Origin of the sequence: Neoroseomonas alkaliterrae (genome assembly GCF_014199195.1) — a bacterium.
Taxonomy (GTDB): domain Bacteria; phylum Pseudomonadota; class Alphaproteobacteria; order Acetobacterales; family Acetobacteraceae; genus Neoroseomonas; species Neoroseomonas alkaliterrae.
Window position 1 is genome coordinate 283,299 of sequence record NZ_JACIJE010000004.1, and the last position, 21,967, is coordinate 305,265.

19 protein-coding genes are annotated in these 21,967 nt (G+C 70.5%); 18 read left to right on the forward strand and 1 reads right to left on the reverse strand.

The window, feature by feature from the left end:
* Positions 1–14: 14 nt before the first annotated feature.
* From FHS88_RS09565 to FHS88_RS09640, 16 genes are all read left to right on the forward strand, one after another.
* Positions 15–1,610: an ABC transporter substrate-binding protein gene (locus FHS88_RS09565; RefSeq protein ID WP_184483942.1), complete on the forward strand. Its 1,596-nt coding sequence runs from the start codon at positions 15–17 to the stop codon at positions 1,608–1,610.
* 110 nt (positions 1,611–1,720) lie between these two features.
* Entirely contained in the window at positions 1,721–3,313 is a 1,593-nt protein-coding gene (locus FHS88_RS09570; RefSeq protein WP_184483944.1) for an ABC transporter substrate-binding protein, read from the forward strand.
* 2 nt (positions 3,314–3,315) lie between these two features.
* Positions 3,316–4,911, forward strand: a complete 1,596-nt coding sequence (locus FHS88_RS09575; RefSeq protein WP_184483947.1) for an ABC transporter substrate-binding protein — start codon at positions 3,316–3,318, stop codon at positions 4,909–4,911.
* A gap of 167 nt (positions 4,912–5,078) precedes the next feature.
* Positions 5,079–6,683 carry an ABC transporter substrate-binding protein gene (locus tag FHS88_RS09580; protein WP_184483949.1) on the forward strand — a complete coding sequence of 535 codons (1,605 nt, stop codon included), beginning with the start codon at positions 5,079–5,081 and terminating at the stop codon, positions 6,681–6,683.
* Between the two features lie 24 nt (positions 6,684–6,707).
* A complete protein-coding gene (locus tag FHS88_RS09585) occupies positions 6,708–7,649 on the forward strand; it encodes an ABC transporter permease (RefSeq protein WP_184483951.1) in 942 nt (313 codons plus the stop codon).
* Positions 7,649–8,578: an ABC transporter permease gene (locus FHS88_RS09590; RefSeq protein WP_184483953.1), complete on the forward strand. Its 930-nt coding sequence runs from the start codon at positions 7,649–7,651 to the stop codon at positions 8,576–8,578. The genes FHS88_RS09585 and FHS88_RS09590 overlap by 1 nt, the downstream gene beginning before the upstream one ends.
* Positions 8,579–8,585: 7 nt before the next feature.
* Positions 8,586–9,575, forward strand: coding sequence for an ABC transporter ATP-binding protein (locus tag FHS88_RS09595; RefSeq protein ID WP_184483955.1), 990 nt, complete (start codon positions 8,586–8,588; stop codon positions 9,573–9,575).
* A complete protein-coding gene (locus FHS88_RS09600; RefSeq protein WP_184483957.1) occupies positions 9,572–10,603 on the forward strand; it encodes an ABC transporter ATP-binding protein in 1,032 nt (343 codons plus the stop codon). The genes FHS88_RS09595 and FHS88_RS09600 overlap by 4 nt, the downstream gene beginning before the upstream one ends.
* 178 nt (positions 10,604–10,781) lie before the next feature.
* On the forward strand, positions 10,782–11,285 hold the full coding sequence (locus tag FHS88_RS09605) for a (2Fe-2S)-binding protein (RefSeq protein WP_184483959.1): 504 nt from the start codon (positions 10,782–10,784) through the stop codon (positions 11,283–11,285).
* Between the two features lie 91 nt (positions 11,286–11,376).
* Positions 11,377–13,767 (forward strand): xanthine dehydrogenase family protein molybdopterin-binding subunit, encoded by a 2,391-nt coding sequence (locus FHS88_RS09610; RefSeq protein ID WP_184483961.1) that lies wholly within the window; start codon positions 11,377–11,379, stop codon positions 13,765–13,767.
* 11 nt (positions 13,768–13,778) lie between these two features.
* A complete protein-coding gene (locus tag FHS88_RS09615) occupies positions 13,779–14,570 on the forward strand; it encodes an FAD binding domain-containing protein (protein ID WP_184483963.1) in 792 nt (263 codons plus the stop codon).
* A gap of 106 nt (positions 14,571–14,676) precedes the next feature.
* A complete protein-coding gene (gene hpxZ, locus FHS88_RS09620; protein WP_184483965.1) occupies positions 14,677–15,081 on the forward strand; it encodes an oxalurate catabolism protein HpxZ in 405 nt (134 codons plus the stop codon).
* Between the two features lie 5 nt (positions 15,082–15,086).
* Positions 15,087–15,737: a 2-hydroxychromene-2-carboxylate isomerase gene (locus FHS88_RS09625; RefSeq protein WP_184483967.1), complete on the forward strand. Its 651-nt coding sequence runs from the start codon at positions 15,087–15,089 to the stop codon at positions 15,735–15,737.
* On the forward strand, positions 15,734–16,996 hold the full coding sequence (locus tag FHS88_RS09630) for an NAD(P)/FAD-dependent oxidoreductase (RefSeq protein ID WP_184483970.1): 1,263 nt from the start codon (positions 15,734–15,736) through the stop codon (positions 16,994–16,996). Before FHS88_RS09625 ends, FHS88_RS09630 begins: the two co-directional genes overlap by 4 nt.
* A 160-nt stretch (positions 16,997–17,156) precedes the next feature.
* The gene (locus FHS88_RS09635; protein ID WP_184483972.1) at positions 17,157–17,903 is read left to right on the forward strand and encodes a cold shock domain-containing protein; all 747 of its coding nucleotides are present in this window, start codon (positions 17,157–17,159) and stop codon (positions 17,901–17,903) included.
* Between the two features lie 167 nt (positions 17,904–18,070).
* On the forward strand, positions 18,071–18,907 hold the full coding sequence (locus FHS88_RS09640; protein WP_184483974.1) for a flagellin: 837 nt from the start codon (positions 18,071–18,073) through the stop codon (positions 18,905–18,907).
* Here FHS88_RS09640 and FHS88_RS09645 read toward each other — a convergent pair whose 3' ends face one another.
* On the reverse strand, positions 18,908–19,651 hold the full coding sequence (locus FHS88_RS09645) for an aspartate/glutamate racemase family protein (protein WP_184483976.1): 744 nt from the start codon (positions 19,649–19,651) through the stop codon (positions 18,908–18,910).
* 177 nt (positions 19,652–19,828) lie between these two features.
* Between FHS88_RS09645 and FHS88_RS09650 the strand changes: the two genes are divergently transcribed.
* Together FHS88_RS09650 and FHS88_RS09655 are read left to right on the forward strand one after the other, a co-directional pair.
* Positions 19,829–20,818 (forward strand): Bug family tripartite tricarboxylate transporter substrate binding protein, encoded by a 990-nt coding sequence (locus FHS88_RS09650; RefSeq protein WP_184483977.1) that lies wholly within the window; start codon positions 19,829–19,831, stop codon positions 20,816–20,818.
* 49 nt (positions 20,819–20,867) lie between these two features.
* Positions 20,868–21,743: an alpha/beta hydrolase gene (locus FHS88_RS09655; protein ID WP_184483979.1), complete on the forward strand. Its 876-nt coding sequence runs from the start codon at positions 20,868–20,870 to the stop codon at positions 21,741–21,743.
* The last annotated feature ends 224 nt before the right edge of the window (positions 21,744–21,967 follow it).

Consider the following 21,967-nt stretch of genomic DNA (forward strand, 5'->3'; position numbering starts at 1 on the left):
ACGGAGACCTTCCGATGTTCCGACGCGACCTGCTGGCCGGCGCGGCGCTTGCCGCCGCCCTGCCGCGCTTCGCCATCGCCCAGCCGGCGCGCGAGCGCGTGCTGCGCTACGTGCCGCACGCCAACATCCCGAACATCGACCCCTTCACCAACACCGCCTTCATCGCGCGCGACCACGCCTTCCTGGTCTATGACCAGCTCTACGGCATGGACGAGCAGTTCCGCCCGCAGCCGCAGATGGTCCAGGGCCATGTGGTCGAGAATGGCGGCCTGCTCTGGCGCTTCACCCTGCGCGAGGGGCTCCGCTTCCACGACGGCACGCCGGTGCGCGGGCGCGACTGCATCGCCTCCATCCGCCGCTGGGGACGCCGCGACGCCTTCGGGCAGGAGCTGATGGCCCGCGTCGCGGAGATGACGGAGGAGAGCGACCGCGTCTTCGCGATCCGCCTCAACCGCCCCTTCCCGAAGATGCTCGAGGCCTTCAGCAAGGTGACGACCTCCTGCCTCTTCGTCATGCCCGAGCGCCTCGCGAACGTGGACCCCTTCACCAACATCAGCGAGGCGGTGGGCAGCGGGCCCTATCGCTTCGTGCAGAACGAATGGGTGCCGGGCTCCTCGCTCGCCTATGTGCGGAACCCGGACTATGTGCCGGTGCCCAATGGCACGCCCTCCATGACCGCCGGGCCGAAGGTCGCGCATTTCGAGCGCATCGAATGGCGGATCATCCCCGATGCCTCGACCGCCGCGGCCGCGCTGCAGGCGGGCGAGATCGACTGGTGGGAGCAGCCGACCGCGGACCTCTTCCCGCTGGTCGCACGCAACCGCAACATCGCGGTGGACATCATCAACAACACCGGGCTGATCGGCATCTTCCGCCCGAACCACCTGACGGCGCCGTTCAACAACCCCGCGGTGCGGCGCGCCGTGGTCACCGCCGTCAACCAGATGGACTTCATGACCGCCGTGATCGGCACCTCGGGCGTCGAGGGCAGGCCCAACCTCCGGCGGGAGGGTATCGGATACTTCGCGCCGGAATCGCCCTCGGCCTCCACGGTCGGGCTGGACCGGCTGAAGAAGAGCGTGGACCAGGCGCGCGCTGAACTGCAGGCGGCGGGCGCGATGGGCGCGCGGCTCGTGCTCCTGAACGCGACCGACCTCTCCTCGATCAACGCCGCGACGCTGGTGGGCGCGGACCTGTTCCGCCGCATGGGCTTCAACGTGGATCTCGTCAGCGCGGACTGGGGCACGGTGGTGCAGCGGCGGGCGAGCAAGAACCCGCTCGAACAGGGCGGCTGGTCGGGCTTCTTCACCTTCTGGTCGGGCGTGGACCACTGGAACCCGGCGAGCCACGCCTCCATCCGCGGCCATGGCGACGCCGCCTGGCCGGGCTGGCCGAGCATCCCGGCGATCGAGGCGCAGCGCAACGCCTGGTTCGATGCGCCGGACGACGCGGCGGCGAGGGCGGCGACGACCGATATGCAGCGCATCGCCTTCGACGAGGTGCCCTATGTGCCGACCGGCATGTACTACCAGCCGACGGCCTATCGCCGGAACCTGACCGGCATCCTGAAGGGGCAGCCGCCGCTGTTCTGGAACGTCCGGCGCGTCTGACGTGCCGCTCCCGTGCAGCCCTCCGCTGCCCCGAGGTGGCGCGGAGGGTTGCCGATCCCGCCCGGGGCTGGTCTGATCGCGGCGGGAGACCACAAGACGGGAGACACATCATGGATCGTCGCAGCCTGCTTGCGGGCGGCATGGCGCTTGGCGCCACCGCCGCCCTGCCGCGCGTGGCCACCGCGCAGCCGGCGCGCAACCGCATCCTGCGCTTCGTGCCGCAGGCCAACCTCACCAGCCTCGACCCGATCTGGACCACGGCCTACATCACGCGCAACCACGGGCTGATGGTGTTCGACACGCTCTACGGCACCGGCCGCGACTTCCAGCCCTATCCACAGATGGCCGAGGGCCATGTCTTCGAGCAGGACAACAAGGTCTGCACCATCACGCTGCGCGCCGGGCTCCGGTTCCATGACGGCGAGCCTGTCCGCGCCATCGACTGCGTGGCGAGCCTGCAGCGCTGGATGCGCCGCAGCCCGATGGGCCAGAAGCTCGCGACGGTGCTGGACGAGCTCGCCGCCCTCGACGACCGGCGGCTGCGCTTCACGCTGAAGCAGCCCTTCCCGCTGCTGCTGAGCGCGCTCGGCAGCGTGAACACGCCGATCCCCTTCATCATGCCCGAGCGCCTCGCGCGGACGGACCCGTTCCAGCAGGTGCGCGAGGCGATCGGCTCGGGCCCCTACCGCTTCAAGGCGGACGAGTTCAATTCGGGCAGCCTCGTCGTCTATGAGAAGTTCGCGCAGTACAGCCCGACGCCGGTCGGCACGCGCAGCCTCACGGCGGGGCCGAAGGTCGCGAACTTCGATCGCGTGGAATGGCTGATCATCACCGACGCGGCGACGGCGGCGAGCGCGCTGCAGACCGGCGAGATCGACTGGTACGAGCAGCCTACGCCCGAATACCGGCAGCTCTTCGCGCGCAGCCGCCAGATCAAGGTCGAGGCGATCGACCCGCTGCCGAACGGGGCGGTGCTGCGCTTCAACCACCTGCATCCGCCCTTCAATGACAAGCGGATGCGCCAGGCGATCCTGCCCGCGGTGAGCCAGGAGGACCACCTGATCGCGATCGTGGGCACCGACCGCGCGATGTATCAGGCGCCGACCGGCGTGTTCACGCCGGGCACGCCGCTCGCGACCCAGGCGGGGCTCGAGCCCCTGACCGGGCCTCGCAGCGTGGACCGCGCGCGGGCTCTGCTGCGCGAGGCCGGCTACACCAACCAGCCGATGCGCCTGATCGGGCCGACCGACATCCTGGCGCCGGCGGCGCTGACGCAGGTGGGCGCGGACATGTTCCGCCGGCTTGGGATGAACATGGATCTCGTCGTGACCGACTGGGGCACCGTGGTGCAGCGGCGCGCCAGCCGCGAGCCGCTCGAGCGCGGCGGCTGGTCGGTCTTCTACACCGCGTTCGGATCCTACGATTTCCTTGATCCCGCCGGGCATTTCCCGATCCGCGGGAATGGCGCGAATGCGTGGTTCGGCTGGCCGACGATTCCGCGCCTCGAGGAGCTGCGCGACGCGTGGTTCACCGCGCCGAACCTCGATGCGCAGAAGCGCATCGCCGAGGACATCCAGCGCACGGTGATGGACGAGCTGCCCTACGTGCCGCTCGGCTCCTACCTGTCCATGACGGCGATGCGGACGGATCTCGTGGACCGGGTCGCGGGCCCGGCGATGTTCTGGGGAATCAGGAGGGGCTGAGCATGACCATCGGACGACGTTCCATCCTCGCCGGCGGCGCCGGGCTCGCGGCGGGCGCGGGGGTCTCCGCGCCCGCGCTGTCGCAGGGGTCGGCGGCGCGCACCTTGCGCGTGATACCGCAGGCGAACCTGACCAGCCTCGATCCCGTGTGGACCACCGCGGTGGTCACGCGGAACAACGCCTTCATGATCTACGACCAGATCCTCGCGACCGATTCGAAGGGCGACGTGAAGCCCCAGATGGCGCAGGGCTGGGAGACGAGCCAGGACGGGCTGACCGTCACCTTCACGCTGCGCGACAACCTTTTCTTCCACGACGGCGAACGTGTCCTGGCCAAGGACTGTGTCGCCTCCATCGACCGCTGGCGCCGGCGCGATTCCTTCAGCCAGGTGCTGTGGCCGAACGTGGCGGAACTCGCCGCACTCGACGACCGCCGCTTCCGCTTCCGCTTCCACCGCCCGACGCCGCTGATGCTGATGGCGCTCGGCCAGACCCAGTTCCCCTGCTTCGTGATGCCCGAGCGCATCGCCAGCACCGACGCCTTCACCCAGATCCGCGAGACCATCGGCTCGGGGCCGTTCCGCTTCCTGCGCGACGAGTGGAATCCGGGCCAGCGCGCCGCCTGGGCGAAGAACGAGCGCTACGTGCCGCGCGACGAGCCGCCGGACGGGCTCGCCGGCGGCCGCGCCCCGCGCATCGACAAGGTCGAGTGGACGATCATCACCGACCCCGCGACGAGTGCGGCCGCCCTCGCGCAGGGCGAGCAGGACTACTGGGAGTATCCGCTGCACGACCTGCTGCCGATGCTCCGCCGCAACCGCAACGTGGTGGTCGAGCAGCGCCTGCAGGACGGCACCTACGGCGTGTGCCGCTTCAACACGCTGCAGCCGCCCTTCAACAACCCCGCGATCCGCCGCGCCGTGGCCATGGCGGTGGACCAGCGCGACTACCTGCGCGCGGTCGCGGGGGATGACCCGGCGGGCTGGGGCGTCTGCGAGGGCGTCTTCACCTGCGATACGCCGCTCGCAAACGAGGACGGCAGCGATCTCCTGAAGGTGCGGAGCATCGAGCGCGCCCGCGCGGCGCTGCAGGCGGCCGGCTACAATGGCGAGAAGGTGGTGCTGATCGCGCCGGGCGATTATCCGCAGATCAACGCGCTCTCTCTCGTCACCGCGGATATCATCCGCCGGCTCGGGATGAATCTCGAACTCATCTCGGCGGACTGGGGCACGCTCGTGCAGCGGCGCACCAGCCGCGAGCCGGTGGAACGCGGCGGATGGTCCGTGATCCATACCACCTCCTCGGGGCAGTCCCTCGCGCTGCCGGTGTTCCACCTGTTCCTGCGCGCCAACGGCGCCAATGCCTGGTTCGGCTGGCCCGACGTGCCGGAAGTGGAGCGCCTGCGCGCGGAATGGGTGGAGAAGGGCGGCGACCCGGCCGAGAGCCAGCGCATCGCGCGCGCCCTGAACCGCGCCGCGATGCGGGAGATGTACTACATACCGCTCGGCTACTACTGGCAGCCTTCGGCATGGCGCCGGAACGTCACCGGTGCGTTCCGCGCACCGGCGACGGTATTCTGGAACATCGCCAAGACCTGACACTGCTCTGGCACGGCGCGTGCTGCACCGCAGCCGCGTCGGGCTTCGGCCAGCGCTCCGCCTCGCCCGTGGGGTTGGGGGGCGCTGGCCGTGCGCCCATGAATGATGCAATCTGGCGTCCAACCGGGCAGATGAGGCCCGCGAGGATACGAACAGGGAGACGGCGAATGGACCGCAGAACTTTCCTCAAGGCCGGGGCCGGCGTGGCGACGATCGGCGCATCCGGCACCATTGCCGCGCCGGCGCTGTCGCAGGGCGCCGCGGCGCGCACGCTGCGCTTCGTGCCGCAGGCGAACCTCGCGAACTTCGATCCCATCTGGGGCACGCAGTATGTCGTGCGCAACGCCGCCTGCCTCGTCTGGGACACGCTCTACGGCTTCGATTCCAACCTCACGCCGCAGCGCCAGATGGTCGAGAGCGAGGAGGTGACGGACGGGGGCAAGACCTGGACCTTCAGGCTCCGCGAGGGCCTGCGCTTCCACGATGGCGAGCCGGTGCGCGCGCAGGACGTGGCGGCCTCGCTGAACCGCTGGGCGGTGCGCGACGGCATGGGCCAGATGATCCGCGCCATCCAGGAGGAACCCGTCAGCGCGGTGGACGACCGCACCTTCCGCTGGCGGCTCAAGCAGCCCTATCCGAAGATGCTGGTGGCGCTGGGCAAGAACAACACGCCCATGGCCTTCATCATGCCCGAGCGACTGGCGCGGACCGATCCTTTCCAGCAGGTGTCGGAGTTCATCGGGTCCGGTCCGATGCGCCTCGCGCGCAACGAGTGGGTGCCGGGCGCGCGCGCGGTGTTCACGCGCTTCGAGCAGTATGTGCCGCGCAACGAGCCGCCCTCCTGGCTCGCCGGCGGCAAGCGCATGAACGTCGACCGCATCGAGTGGATCATCATGCCCGACCCGGCGACCGCCTCGGCGGCGCTGATGAACGGCGAGATCGACTGGTGGGAGAGCCCGCTGACCGACCTCGTGCCCGCGCTGCGGCGCAACCGCAACGTCCAGGTGGACATCCAGGACCCGCTCGGCAACATCGGCTCCTTCCGCTTCAACCACCTGCATGCGCCGTTCAACGACGTGCGCGCGCGCCGCGCGGTGGCGATGGCGCTCAGCCAGGAGGACTACATGCGCGCGGTGGTCGGCGACGACCGCAGCCTCTGGCAGACGCTGCCCTCCTTCTTCACCCCCGGCACGCCGCTCTACACCGAGGCGGGAGGCGAGATCCTCAAGGGTCCGCGCAACCTCGACGCGGCGCGCCGGCTGCTCGCGGAATCCGGCTACAACGGACAGCCCATCACCGTGCTCGTGGCGCAGGACCAGGCGCCGCTCAAGGCGATGGGGGAGGTGACGAACGCGCTGCTGACCTCGCTCGGCATGAGGGTGGATTTCGTCGCGACCGACTGGGGCACGGTGGGCCAGCGGCGCGCCTCGAAGGCCCCGCCGGGCCAGGGCGGCTGGCACATCTTCCACACCTGGCACGCCGGCGCCGACTGCACCAACCCGGCGGCCTATCTCGCGCTGCGCACCCATGGCGACGGCGCGTGGTTCGGCTGGCCCTCTGACGAGGCCGTCGAGGCGGCGCGGCTGAAGTGGTTCGACGCCCCGAACCTCGAGGCGGAGAAGGCCGCTGTCGCCGAGATGAACGCGGCGGCGATGCGGCACGTCACCTACATCCCGACCGGCTTCTACAAGGTCTTCCAGGCCTGGCGGCGGAACGTGACGGGCGTGGTCGGCGCGCCGATCCCGTTCTTCTGGAACGTCTCCAAGTCGTGACCCACTGACAGGTAACCCGCGCTCATGTTCGCTTACGTCGTCCGGCGCATCCTCGCCACCATCCCGGTGATGGCGGTGGTCGCGCTCTTCGTCTTCAGTCTCCTCTACATCGCACCGGGCGACCCGGCGGCGGTGATCGCGGGTGACCAGGCTACCCCCGAGGATGTCGAACGCATCCGCGCCAGCCTTGGCCTCGACCGCCCCTATCTGGTGCGGTTCGGGGCCTGGGTCTGGGACATCATGCGCGGGGATCTCGGCGTCTCGATCTTCACCAACCTGCCCGTCTCGACCATGATCCAGCAGCGGATCGAGCCGACGCTCTCGCTGATGGTCGTGACGCTGCTGCTTGCGGTCTCGGTCGCCGTGCCGCTCGGCGTGCTCGCGGCGTGGAAGGTCGGCACCTGGGTGGACAACGCGGTGATGAGCTTCGCCGTGCTGGCCTTCTCGGTTCCGGTCTTCGTGGTGGGCTACCTGCTCGCCTACATCTTCGCCCTCGAACTCGACTGGCTGCCCGTGCAGGGCTACACGGCCTTCAGCCAGGGGTTCTGGCCCTGGCTCGAGAACCTGATTCTGCCGGCCATCGCACTCGGCTCCGTCTATATCGCGCTGATCGCGCGCATCACTCGCGCGACCATGCTCGAGGTGCTGCAGCAGGACTACATCCGCACCGCGCGCGCCAAGGGCGCAGGGCAGCGTTCGATCCTGTTCCTGCATGCGCTGAAGAACGCGGCCGTGCCGATCGTGACGGTCATCGGCATCGGCATCGCGCTGCTGATCGGCGGCGCGGTCGTGACGGAAAGCGTCTTCGCCATTCCCGGCCTCGGCCGGCTGACGGTGGATGCGATCCTGCGGCGCGACTACCCGGTGATCCAGGGCGTCGTGCTGCTGTTCAGCTTCGTCTACGTGCTGGTCAACCTGGCGATCGACCTTCTCTACACCCTCTTCGACCCGAGGATCCGGTACTGATGGCCTCCGCAAGCGTTCTCAATCCGGCGGATGTCTCGCCGGGCTCGGTGAAGGTCGCGGAACCGACGCGCGACATCATGCCCCCCGTCAAGGTCCGCAAGGGCCTCTGGGGCTTCATGTGGCGCAACCCCACCATCGCCGTCGGCGGGACGATCCTGCTGCTGATGGTCATCATGGCGGTGTTCGCGCCGCTGTTCTGGACGGTGGACCCGACTGCGCTCGCGCCGGCCCGCCGCACGCGCGAGCCTTCGCTGGAACACTGGTTCGGCACCGACATGCTGGGCCGGGACGTCTATTCGCGCGTGGTCTACGGCGCGAGGGTCTCGCTCATCGTCGGCTTCGCGGTCGCGCTGTTCTCCTCGATCATCGGGCTGACCATCGGCCTCGTGTCGGGCTTCGTGCGCTGGGCCGACGGCATCATCATGCGCATCATGGACGGGCTGATGTCGATCCCGTCCATCCTGCTCGCCATCGCGCTGATGGCGCTGACGCGCGGCTCGGTCGGCAACGTCATCCTCGCCATCACGGTGGCCGAGGTGCCGCGCGTCTCGCGCCTGGTGCGGGGCGTTGTGCTCTCCTTGCGCGAGCAGCCCTACGTGGATGCGGCGGTCGCGGCGGGCACGCGCACGCCGGTCATCATCTGGCGGCACATCCTGCCCAACACCATCGCGCCGATGACGGTGCAGGCGACCTATGTCTGCGCCTCGGCGATGATCGTGGAATCCATCCTCTCCTTCATCGGCGCGGGGACGCCGCCGATCATCCCCTCCTGGGGGAACATCATGGCCGAGGGCAGGGCGCTGTGGCAGGTGAAGCCCTACATCGTCTTCTTCCCCGCCGTGTTCCTGTCCATCACCGTGCTCGCCGTGAACATGCTCGGCGACGGCCTGCGCGACGCGCTCGACCCGCGCATGGCCAAGAGGATCTGAATCGACCATGGCCCTTCTCGAAGTCGAGAACCTCCAGACCCATTTCCGCGGCGCCGACGGCGTGAACCGCGCCGTGGACGGCGTGTCCTTCGAGGTCAATTCGGGGGAGACCGTCGCGATCGTCGGCGAGTCCGGCTGCGGCAAGTCGGTCACCGCCATGTCCATCCTGCGGCTGATCCCCGAGCCGCCGGGCAAGATCGCGGGCAGCATCCGCTTCAACGGCAAGGACCTGCTGAAGCTCTCCGACCGCGAGATGCGCGACATTCGCGGCAACGAGATCAGCATGATCTTCCAGGAGCCGATGACCTCGCTGAACCCGGTGCTGACCGTGGGCCGGCAGATCGGCGAGACGCTCCGGCTGCATCAGGGCATGAACAAGCAGCAGGCCGAGGCGCGTGCGGTCGAGATGCTCAAGCTCGTCGGCATCCCCGAGCCCGAGCGGCGGGTGAAGGAGTATCCGCACCAGCTCTCGGGCGGCATGCGCCAGCGCGTGATGATCGCCATCGCGCTCGCCTGCAACCCGAAGCTGCTGATCGCCGACGAGCCGACGACCGCGCTCGACGTGACGATCCAGGCGCAGATCCTCGACCTCATGCGCGACCTCAAGCGCACGGTGGGCGCGGCGATCGTCATCATCACGCACGATCTCGGCGTGGTGGCCGAGGTCGCGGAGCGCGTCATCGTCATGTATGCCGGGCGCAAGGTCGAGGAGGCCGAGGTCGGGCGCCTCTTCCGCAATCCGCGCCATCCCTACACGCAGGGGCTGCTGGGCTCGATGCCCAAGCTCGGCTCCTCGCTCACCGGGGAGGAGACGCGGCTGCAGGAGATCCCCGGTCTGGTGCCGAGCCTGAAGAAGAAACTCGATGGCTGCGTCTTCGCGAGCCGCTGCGCTTACGCGACCGACCTCTGCCTCAAGGTCGCGCCCGGCCTCGAGGAGAAGGCCGAGGGTCATATCGCGGCGTGCCACTACGCCCTCAAGGAGAGTGTCGCCGCATGAGCGCCCCCATTCTCGAAGTCAACGACCTCAAGAAGCATTTCCCGATCCATGGCGGCTTCTTCGGCGGCACCACTGGCTATGTGTATGCGGTGGATGGCGTCTCCTTCTCGATCGCGAGGGGGGAGACGCTCTCGCTGGTCGGGGAATCCGGCTGCGGGAAATCCACGGTGGGCAAGGCCATCCTGCGGCTGTTCGACATCACGGGCGGGCAGGTCGTCCTGGACGGGCAGCGCATCGACGACATGCCGAGCGGCAGGCTGCGGCCCCTGCGGCGGCGCATGCAGGTGGTCTTCCAGGATCCCTTCAGCAGCCTCAATCCGCGCATGCGGGTGCGTGACATCCTCGCCGAGCCGATCCGGAACTTCGGCCTCGCGAGCGATGCCGCCGACATCGAGCGCCGCGTCGGCGACCTGATGGACCGCGTGCGCCTGCCACGCGACGCGGTGGGCCGCTGGCCGCACGAATTCTCGGGCGGGCAGCGCCAGCGCATCTGCATCGCGCGCGCGCTCGCGGCCGAGCCCGACCTCATCATCTGCGACGAGGCGGTCTCCGCGCTCGACGTGTCGGTGAAGGCGCAGATCGTGAACCTGCTGCAGGACCTGCAGAAGGAACTCGGCCTCGCGATGCTGTTCATCAGCCACGACCTCGCCATCGTCGAGCACATGACGCATCGCGTGGCGGTGATGTATCTCGGCAAGATCGTCGAGGTCGCGCCGAAGCGCAGCCTGTTCGCCGCGCCGAAGCATCCCTACACCGAGGCGCTGCTCTCCGCCGTGCCGGTGCCCGAGCCGGGCGCCCAGCGCGAGCGCATCATCCTCAAGGGCGACGTGCCCTCGCCGATCAAGCCGCCCAAGGGCTGCCGGTTCCATACCCGCTGCCCCTACGCCTTCGACCGCTGCAGCAGGGACGAACCCGTCCTGCGCCAGACGGAGGAGGGCCACTGGGCGGCCTGTCACCTGCACGACCGCCCGGCGGCCGAGAACCCGCTGGCCGGCGAGCGCGGCGCGGCGGTGATCGCCCATCACTGAAGGGGCGCCGCGACCGGGCGCGCCGCACGGCCGCCTGGTGCCGGCGCGTCCGCAGGGCGCGCGGCGTGCCCGCCCTCGCGGCCGCGCTTGACGAAGCCCGCCGGGCGAGGCGAGGCTTGCGCCCGGACGCCGGCACGCCATGTGCCCGGCCATCAACGTCACTTCGGGGAGATGCACGATGCCGCAGGTCACGCTGACCGTGAACGGCCAGTCCCACACGGCGGAGGTCGAAGGCCGGACGCTTCTCGTGGAGCTGCTGCGGGAGAAGCTGCGCCTGACCGGCACGCATGTCGGCTGCGACACCAGCCAGTGCGGCGCCTGCGTGGTGCATGTGAACGGGGAGAGCGTGAAATCCTGCACCACGCTCGCGGTCATGTGCGACGGCGCCAGCGTCACCACCATCGAGGGGCTTGCGAAGCCTGACGGCACTTTGCACCCGATGCAGGAGGCCTTCCGCGAGTATCACGCCCTGCAATGCGGCTTCTGCACGCCGGGCATGGTGATGTCCGCGATCGACCTCGTGCAGAAGAACCCGCAGGGCCTGACCGAGCAGCAGATCCGCGAGGGGCTCGAGGGCAATCTCTGCCGCTGCACCGGCTACCACAACATCGTGAAGGCGATCGCCGCCGCCGCCGAGGTGATGCACGGCAGGCGGTCCGAGATCGCGCGCGCCGCCGAATAGGCGGCGCCCCGGGCGCGCCGCGCCCCAAGATCACGGCACCGGCAAATCCCGGGCCGACCAAGGGACAACCCTCGAGGGAGGGGACAGGGACATGAACGTGGTGGCACCGTTCGAAGGCATCGGCGCGAGCGTCCGGCGCAAGGAGGATTTCCGCTTCCTCCAGGGCCGCGGCGCCTACACGGACGACTTCAACCGCCAGGGCCAGCTCCATGCCTGGATCCTGCGCAGCCCGCATGCCCATGCGCGCATCAGGGCCGTGGACACGGCGAAGGCGGCCGCCATGCCGGGCGTCGTCGCGGTGTTCACCGGCGCCGACATGGCGCGCGACAATGTCGGCGGCCTGCCCTGCGGCTGGCAGATCCACAACAAGGACGGCTCGCCCATGGCCGAGCCGCCGCATCCGGTCCTTGCGCAGGAGAAGGTGCGCCATGTCGGCGACCCGGTCGCCGTGGCCATCGCCGCAACGCGCGAACAGGCGCGCGATGCCGCCGAGGCGATCGTCGTGGACTACGAGGTGCTGCCCGCCGCCGCGACGATGGAGGCCGCGCAGAAGCCCGGCGCGCCCGTCATCCATGACGGCGTGCCGAACAACCTCTGCTACGACTGGCACATCGGGGACAAGGCGGCGGTGGACGCCGCCTTCGCCGGCGCGAAGCACGTGGTCACGCTCGACCTGGTGAACAACCGGCTCATCCCGAACGCGATGGAGCCGCGCGCGGCGCTGGGCGAATACGACCGCACGACGGGCGAGTACACGCTGACCACCACCAGCCAGAACCCGCACGTCATCCGCCTGCTGATGGGTGCGAATGTGCTGCACATCCCGGAGAGCAAGCTGCGCGTCGTGGCGCCGGATGTCGGCGGCGGCTTCGGCTCCAAGATCTACCATTACGCCGAGGAGGCCATCGTCACCTGGGCGGCGGGCAAGCTGGCGCGCCCGGTGAAGTGGACGGCCGACCGCAGCGAGTCCTTCATGTCCGACGCCCATGGGCGCGATCATGTCTCGCATGCCGAACTCGCCCTCGACGGGAACGGCAAGATCCTCGGCCTGCGCGTCTCGACCCAGGCGAACATGGGCGCCTACCTTTCCACCTTCGCGCCCTGCGTGCCGACCTATCTCTACGCCACGCTGCTCGCCGGCGTGTACACGACGCCCGTCATCTACTGCGAGGTGAAGGCGGTCTTCACCAACACGGTGCCGGTTGACGCCTATCGCGGCGCCGGCCGCCCGGAGGCGACCTTCCTGCTCGAACGCCTGATGGACGTGGCGGCGCAGGAGACGGGCATCGACCGGATCGAGCTGCGCCGGCGCAACTTCATCCCGACCGATGCCTTCCCCTACCAGACGCCGGTCGCGCTGCAATACGACAGCGGCAACTACCATGCGACGCTCGACCAGGCGCTCGCCGCGGCCGACTGGGCCGGCTTCGAGGCCCGGCGCGCCGAGGCGGCGAAGCGCGGCAAGCTGCGCGGCATCGGCTGCTCGACCTATCTCGAAGCCTGCGGCATCGCGCCGTCGGCCGTGGTGGGCAGCCTCGGCGCGCGGGCGGGCCTCTACGAGGTCGGCACCATTCGCGTCCATCCGACCGGCAGCGTGACGGTGCTGACCGGCGCGCACAGCCACGGCCAGGGGCACGAGACGACCTTCGCGCAGCTCGTTGCCGACAAGCTCGGCGTGCCGGTGGCGCAGGTGGACATCGTGCATGGCGACACGGCGAAGGTGCCCTTCGGCATGGGCACCTATGGCAGCCGCAGCCTTGCCGTCGGCGGCAGCGCGATGATGAAGGCGATGGACAAGATCATCGCCAAGGGGAAGCGCATCGCCGCCCACCTGATGGAAGCCTCGGTGGACGACATCGAGTTCGACCGCGGCACCTTCCGCGTCGCGGGCACGGACCGGACGAAGTCGTTGGTGGACATCTCGGTGGCCGCCTACGTGCCCCACAACTACCCGATCGAGGAGCTGGAGCCCGGCCTCGAGGAGACCGCCTTCTACGACCCGAAGAACTTCACCTATCCCGGCGGCTGCCACATCGCCGAGGTCGAGATCGACCCCGAGACCGGCAAGGTCGCGGTGGTCAACTTCACGGCCGTGGACGATGTGGGCCGCGTCATCAACCCGATGATCGTGGAAGGCCAGGTGCAGGGCGGCGTGGCCCAGGGCATCGGCCAGGCGCTGCTCGAGAGCTGCGTCTATGACGCGAATGGTCAGCTGCTCTCGGGCTCGATGATGGATTACACCATGCCGCGCGCGGACGACCTGCCGCCCGTGGGCGTGGCGACGCACACCACGCTCTGCACGCACAACCCGCTTGGCGTGAAGGGCTGCGGGGAGGTGGGCGCGATCGGCTCCCCGCCTGCGGTCATCAACGCGGTGGTTGACGCGCTGCGCGACTACGGGGTGCGGACGCTGGACATGCCGGCGACGCCGGCCAAGATCTGGCAGATCATCAATGGCGGCCGCCGGATGGCGGCGGAGTAGGGGACAGCACCATGTACGATTTCGCCTACCACAAGCCCTCCACCGTCGCGGATGCCGTCAAGCTGCTGGCCGACCCGGACGCCAAGGCCGTCTCCGGCGGGCATACGCTGATCCCGGCGCTGAAGCATCGGCTCAACAAGCCCTCGGCGCTGGTGGACCTCTCCGGCATCGCGGAGATGAAGGGCATTCGCCGCGCCGGCAACGCCATCGTCATCGGCGCCCTGACCCGCCATGTGGAGGTGGCGGACAGCGCCGAGGTGAAGGCGGCCATTCCGGCGCTCGCCTACCTCGCGGGCCATATCGGCGACGTGCAGGTGCGCAACCGCGGCACGATCGGCGGCTCGGTCGCGAACAACGACCCGGCGGCGGACTACCCGGCCGCCGTGCTCGGCCTCGGTGCGACGGTCCACACCTCGAAGCGCAAGATCGCCGCGGACGAGTTCTTCCTCGGCATGTTCACCACCGCGCTCGAGCAGGATGAGATCCTCACCGCGGTCGAATTCCCGATCCCCGAGAAGGCCGGCTACGCCAAGATGAAGAACCCGGCGAGCCGCTACGTCATGGCCGGCGTCTTCGTCTCGAAGGGGCCGATGGGCGTGCGCGTCGCGGTCAACGGCGCCGGTCCCTGCGTCTTCCGCCAGGCGGAGATGGAGAAGGCGCTCGCGGCGAACTGGTCGGCGGACGCGGTGGCCGGCATCCGGCAGTCGGCGGAGGGGCTGAACAGCGACATCCACGGCAGCGCCGAGTATCGCGCGCATCTGGTGACCGTGATGGCCAAGCGGGCGGTGGCCGCGGCAGGCTGAACAGCGCCGCATCCGTCGCGAAGGGCCGGGCCGCCATGCCCGGCCCTTTTGCGTTCCGGTGCGACGCGCGGCATTCTCCGCCCGTCAGACGGGAGAGCATCGCGCCGTGGAGATCGACAACCCCGAGGTCATCGCCGAGGTCCGTGCCGTCTTCGACCGCTACGAGGCCGCGATCGCCGCGAACGACACGGCGGTGCTCGACGCCTGCTTCTGGCCCGACCCGCGCACCGTGCGCTTCGGCGTGACCGAGATCCTCTACGGCATCGAGGCGATCCGCGCCTTCCGCGCCAGCGTCAGGTCCTACGCGCCGCGCATCCAGAAGCGGGTGCAGATCACGGCCTTCGGGCGGGACTTCGCCTGCACGCATCTCGAATACGAGCGCGTCGGCACCGGGCTGATCGGGCGCGAGACCAAGATCATGGCGCGCCTGCCCGATCACGGCTGGCGCGTCGTCTCCGCGCATGTCTCGCTGCTCGCGGGGCAGGATCCGGGCCGCACCCAGAAGGGATGAGCAGCATGGGCCAGACCGTCGAATGCTTCTACACGCTCTCCAGCCCCTGGATGTACTTCGCCGGGCCGCAACTCACCGACATCGTGCGGCGACACGGCGCGACGCTGGTGCTCAGGCCCTATGACTTCCGGCTTGTCATCAAGCACACCGGCGGCATCCCGCTGCGCACGCGGCCCGAGCCGCGCCAGGACTACCACGCGCTCGAGCTCGACCGCTGGTCGCGGCACCTCAAGATGCCGATCAAGCTCAAGCCGAAGCACTACCCGCCGACCGACCAGCGCCCGGCCGGGCGCATGGTGATGGCCGCGCAGGCGCGCGGGATGGACGCGCAGGCGCTCTCCCATGCCATCCTGCGCGCGCTCTGGCTGGAGGAGCGCGACATCGCCGATCCGCGCGTGCGCGTGGCCATCGCCGAGGAGGAGGGCCTGCCCGGCGAGGCTCTTCTGCGCGAGGAGGAGAGCCAGTCGGTCCTGGCCGAATGGGACCGCAACAACCAGGAGGCCGTGCAGCGCGGCGTCTTCGGCGCGCCCACCTTCTTCTGCGGCGACCTCTGGCTCTGGGGGCAGGACCGGCTGTTCTTCCTCGACCAGCATCTCTCGGGCGTGCAGGTGCAGTCCGGCCCATCGAGGGTGATCGCCAAGATCCGCGCATCATGACGCGGCATGTCGTGGTGATCGGCGCCGGCATCGTCGGCGCCTGCTCGGCCGTGGAGGCGCTGCGCGAGGGCTTCCGCGTCACCATCCTCGACCCGGCCGATCCGGGCGGGGAGCAGGCGGCCTCCTACGGCAATGGCTGCTGGCTGAGCCCGATGTCGGTGATCCCGCCCGCCGTGCCGGGGCTGTGGAGGAAGGTGCCGAAATTCCTGATGGATCCGCTGGGGCCGCTGGCGATCCGTTGGTCCTATCTGCCGCGCGTCGCGCCGTGGCTCATGCGCTACCTGCGCTCCGGCTGGACCTGGGAGCGGGTGGCCGAGACGGCCCGCGCGCTGCGCCCGCTGGTGGTGGATGCCCCGGCGCTGCACAAGGCGCTCGCCGAGGAGGCCGGCGTCGGCCATCTGATCGAGCGGCGCGGCCTGATCTACATCTACCCCTCCCGCGCCGATTTCGAGGCCGAGGCCAAGGCCTGGGAGATCCGCCACGCGGTCGGCGTGCGCTGGCTGGAACTCGGGGCGGAGGAGCTGCGCCAGCGCGAGCCGGATCTCGACCGCCGCTACGGTTTCGGGGTGATGGTGGAGGAGGGAGGGCACTGCACCGATCCCGGCGCCTACACCGCCGCCCTCGTCGCCCATGCGGTGGCGCAGGGTGCGCGCCTTGTCCGCGCGCGCGCCACCGGCTTCGCCATCGAGGGCGGGCGGCTCGCCGCCGTGCGCACGGATGCGGGGGAGGTGGCGGCCGATGCGGCGGTAATCGCCGCCGGCGCCTTCGCGAAGCCGCTCGCCGCCGCCGCCGGGGACCGCGTGCCGCTCGAGACCGAGCGGGGCTACCATGCCGAGGTGGCGGCGCCGGAGGTCGCGCCGCGCCACGGGCTCATGCCCTCGGACGGGAAGATGTCCATCATGCGCACGGCGCGGGGCCTGCGCTGCGCCGGGCAGGTGGAGATCGCGGGCCTCGATGCCGCGCCGAACTGGAAGCGGGCGGAGATCCTGCGCGACCACCTGCTGCGCTGCTTTCCCGGCCTGCCGCGGGACCTGCCGGCGGAGCGCGTGAAGGTCTGGCTCGGCCATCGCCCCTCGATGCCGGACGGCAAGCCCTGCCTCGGGCGGTCGCGCGCCAGCGCGGACATCCTGCACGCCTTCGGGCATGGGCATACGGGGCTCGTCGCCGGGGCGCGCACGGGGCGGGTGGTGGCGGCGCTGCTGGCTGGGCGCGAGCCGGAGATCCCGATCGCGCCCTTCGACCCGGCGCGCTTCGCCTGAGCGCACCGGGCCGCGCGAATCGGCAGGCGGCCGGTTCCCTGGCGCGCCGGGGCCAGCCGCCTCACGGATTTCACTCGCTTTCCACGGTCCGGGGTGCCATGGTGCCAATCAGCGGCCCTGCATCCCGCAGGATCGCGTCTTTGTGTGGACCTGCAGGATCGTGTCTGAATTCGAGAACCAGGGTGGCGGCGGCCAGATCGAGGCCGAAGTGAAATGGTACAACAGCCGCAAAGGCTTCGGTTTCGTCCTTGGGCCGGACGGTGCTGACGTTTTCTTCCACGCCTCGGCGCTGACCGAGGCGGGGATCGAGCCCCCCGATACCGGCGACAAGCTGGTGTGCGAGATCGGCACGGACCGTCAGGGCCGGCGCCTCGTGACGCGCATCATGGAACTGAAGCGCGGCGAGGGCGGCGGCGCGCGCCCGCCGCGGCGCGAGTTCGGCGGCGGCGGCTTCGGGGACCGTCCCCCGCGCCGTGACTTCGGCGACCGTCCCCCGCGCCGCGACTTCGGCGGCGGCGGCTTCGGTGGCGGCGGCTTCGGGGATCGCCCCCCGCGCCGTGATTTCGGCGACCGTCCCCCGCGCCGCGATTTTGGCGGCGGCGGCGGCTTTGGTGGCGGCGGCTTCGGGGACCGCCCCCCGCGGCGCGAGTTCGGCGACCGTCCCCCGCGGCGCGACTTCGGCCGCGACGAGGGCGGGCCGACCTACGACATCAACGGCACGGTCAAGTGGTTCGACCAGGTCCGCGGCTTCGGCTTCGTGACGCCCGATGATGGCGGCCAGGACGTGTTCCTGCATTCCTCGGTGCTGCAGCGCGCCGGCAAGCAGGACGTGCAGCAGGGCGAGAAGGTCTCGCTCGAGGTGCGCGACGGCCAGCGCGGCCGCCAAGCCGTGAACATGAAGGGCTGAGCCCCCGCGGCCATCGCTTCGAAGGGCCCCGTCGCCGGCCGGTGACGGGGCTTTTTCATGCGCGGCGCCGGATGCGATTTTTCCCGCGGCGTTAGGCTTGTCTTCACCTTCGTGCGCCAGAGTGAGGCGACGGCGGGAATATCCCGCCCTGCGAAGGGAAGATCCCGATGAGCCTGAACTCGGTGAACACCAATATCGGCGCCATGGTGGCGCTGCAGTCGCTCAACCGCACCAATGAGGCGCTGAACGCGACGCAGAAGCGGGTGTCCACGGGCTACCGCGTCTCCGATGCCAAGGACGACGGCGCGGCCTTCGCCGTGGCGCAATCCGTGCGCGCCGATGTCGCGGGCCTGACGGCGGCGAACGAGCAGCTCGGCGGCGTCAAGGGCGTGCTCGATACCGCGCTCGCCGGGCTCCGCAAGGTCTCCGACACCATGATCAAGGTGCGCGAGACGCTGGTGCGCCTTGCCGACGACACGCTGAACGCCGACCAGCGCGCGCAGTACGAGGCGCAGTACGGCGCGCTGCGCACCCAGATCCAGAACTTCATCGAGGACGCGACCTACAACGGGCGCTCCCTGCTCTCGACCACCCCGCCCGTCGGCGGCAATATCACCACGACGCGCAACGAGGCGGGCACCACCTACACCCTCACGGCGGTGGACGGGCTCGCGGATCTCGTGGTGGCCGCGGCGCCGACCAACGCGGCCGCGGCACAGGCGGCGATCGCCGCCGGCGGCGACTGGCCGACCATCAACACCGCCATCGCCGATGCGCTGAATCGGTTCGGCTCCGACGCCCGCTATGTGGACGCGCAGATCGCCTACAACCGCGACAAGCTCGACAGCCTCGAAAGCGGGCTCGGCGCGCTGATCGACGCCGATCTCGCCAAGGAATCCGCGCGGCTCCAGGCGCTGCAGATCCGCCAGCAGCTCGGCACGCAGTCGCTCTCCATCGCGAACCAGGCGCCGCAGTCCCTGCTCAGCCTGTTCCGCGGCGGCTGATCAGCGCCAGCGCCGCGGCCGCAGTCCGCCATACAGGTAGGTCCCGAGCGAGACCACGTCATGCACCGGCAGGCCGAGGGCCTGCTGCAGCGCGGCCGCATAGGGCGGCATGTTGGTGCATTCCAGCACGATCGCCCCGACCTCGGGATGCGCCGCGACCAGCGCGCGCCCCGCGTCGAGGATGTCCTGCTCGGCCGCCGCGGCATCGAGCTCCGCCTTGTCCTGCCTGACCAGCACCCGGTACAGCTCGCGGCCGTTCTCGATGCCCGCCACCGGCGTGTCGGGCGCCATGCCGGCGGCGGCGAAATGCGCAGGCGTCAGCGCGGCCCGGCTCGCCGTGATCACCCCGACGCGCCGCCCCGGCGGCAGCATCGCCTCCACCCAGGGCACCTGCAGCAGGGCGGAGGTGGCGACCGGCACCTCGACCGCCGCCGCGATCTCCTTCTGGAAGATGACGAGGAAGCCGCAGCTCGTTGTGATGGCCTCCGCCCCCAGCGCGACGAGGTGCCGCGCGGCGGCGATGAAGCCGGGCAACAGACCCTTCGCGCCTTCGATCACCACGCGCTCCGGCGTCGCGCCCGGCACCACGGTGAACAGCACCGGATGCGGCCAGGTCGTGCCGTTGCCGATATCGCCCGGAATGCGCGGAAACCGCGTCTCGAGCATGATGATGCCGAGCGGCGCGCCCTGGACGGGCTTCCCCCCGCCGCCAAACCGCGCAAGGCTGTGATCGGGAGATGCCATGACCATGGGGATGGAGCCTAGGGCAGTGTCAGGCAGGCTGGAACCGCGCGTCACTGCCGGCTGCGCACTTGGCGCCCGACCGCGGGGGCGGGGGCGCGCCCCAGGACAAGGCCAGAAGCGCTGCCGGCGCGGGCCGGGCATCGCGCCGCGCCGCCGCCTTTGCAGGAGACCGGGATGATGTTCCGACGCACCATGATCGCCGCGGCGCTCGCCGCCGCCACCAGCCTTCCGGCGCTGGCCCAGGATGCGCCCTGGCCGAGCCGCCCGGTCACCATCATGGGCGGCTTCCCCAATGGCGCGGGCACCGACATCTACGCGCGCCGTCTCGCGGAGCCGCTCTCGCGCGCGCTCGGCCAGCCCGTGGTGGTGGACAACCGGACCGGCGCGGGCGGCAACATCGGCTCCGACCTCGTCGCGAAGGCGCGGCCGGACGGCTATACCTTCTACCTCGGTACGGCGGGCACCCACGCGATCAATGCCGCGCTCTACAGCCGCCTGCCCTTCGACGTCATCCGCGACTTCACGCCGGTGGTGCTGCTGGGCGACGTGCCGAACGTCCTGATCGTCAGCCCGGAGCGGCGGCCGAACCTCACCTCCTGCCAGGCGGTGCTGGCGGCCGCCCGCGCACGCCCGCAGGCGCTGAGCTACGGCTCGACCGGCAACGGCGCCTCGACGCATCTCGCGGGCGCGCAGTTCGCCACCGCCGCGGGGGTTGACCTGCTGCACGTGCCCTTCCGCGGCCAGCCGGGCGCGATGGGCGCGCTGCTCGCCGGCGACACCGACCTCTTCTTCAACCAGACCGGCGCGGCGATGGGCCCGATCCGCCAGGGGCAGGTGCGCGCGCTGTTCGTGCTGACGCGCGAGCGCCTCGCCGCGCTGCCCGATGTGCCGACGGTGGCCGAGGCCTGCGGCCTGCCGCCGATGGACACCTCGACCTGGTACGGGCTCTTCGGGCCGGCGAACCTGCCCGAGCCCATCCTGCGCCGCATGAACGCCGAGGTGAACCGCATCATCTCCTCGCCGGAGTTCCGCGACTGGCTGATCAACAACCAGGCGATCACGCCGCCCGCCGCGCCGAACAGCCCCGAGCAGTTCCGCGAGACGCAGCGCGCCGATGTCGCGCGCTGGGCGGAGGTGGTGCGGCGCTCCGGCGCAAGGGTGGATTGAGGGGCGCGCGCATGACGCCGCGGGGCATGGCGTGTCGCCGGGGCCGGCCGTGACCATCCTGCGGCGGCGCACCGTGCTTGCGGCCGGGCTGGCGCTGCCGGCCGCCGCCCGCGCCCAGCCCATCCGGCCGGGCAGCGGGCGGATCGAGATCCCGGAACCGGCCGGCGCCATCGCGGCGCCGATGCCGATCTGGTTCCACCGTCCGGCCGGCTGGACGGGATCGGGCAAGGTCGGCGTGGTGATGCACGGGCTGCAGCGCGACGCCGACCGCTATCGCGACGAATGGCGCCCCTTGGCCGAGCGCCACGGCTTCCTGCTGCTGGTGCCGGAATTCTCGCGGGAGAAGTTCCCCGGCACACGCTGGTACAATTTCGGCAATCTTCAGGACGATTCCGGGGCCGCCACGCCGCCCGCCGCATGGTCCTACGGCGCCTTCGATCGCGTCGTGGCGGCGGCGATGGATGCGGCTGGCGCCACGCGCCCCGGCTTCGTGCTTTACGGCCATTCTGCCGGCGCGCAGTTCGTCCATCGCTACATGCTGCTGACCGGTGCGCCGCGCGCCGAGGCGGTGGTGGTCGCCAACAGCGGCTCCTACACCTTGCCGCGCTTCGACCGCCCCTTCGTCGAGGGCCTCGGCGGCACGGCGGCGGACCCGGCCGTGCTGCGCGCGGTCTTCGCCCGCCCGGTGGTGGTGCAACTGGGCGAGGCCGACACCGACCCGAACCACCCGAGCCTGCCGCGCCAGCCCTGGGCGGTGGCGCAGGGCAGCCATCGCTTCGCCCGGGGCTGGCACTTCTTCGACGCGTCGCGGCGCGCGGCCGCGGACATGGGCGCCCCCTTCGCCTGGCGGGTCGTCACCGTGCCCGGTGTCGGGCATTCCAACCGCGAGATGGCGGAGCACGCCGCGGCGATGCTGTTCGGCTGAGGGCGAGCGCTGGTGTCATGGACGCCGCGGAGGGCCTCCGCCCTTCGTCGGCGCCTGCGCTGATCTGCGGCTCATGTCTTTGCGGCGGTTCGGATCCTGCGCCCCTGCCGCGGCGCCGCCCATCCGCTTACCGCAGGATGATCTCCACGCGCCTGTTCTGTGGTTCGCGTGTGTTGTCCGGTGTCGGGACCAGCGGCTGGGTCTGGCCGAGGCCGCGGGTGACG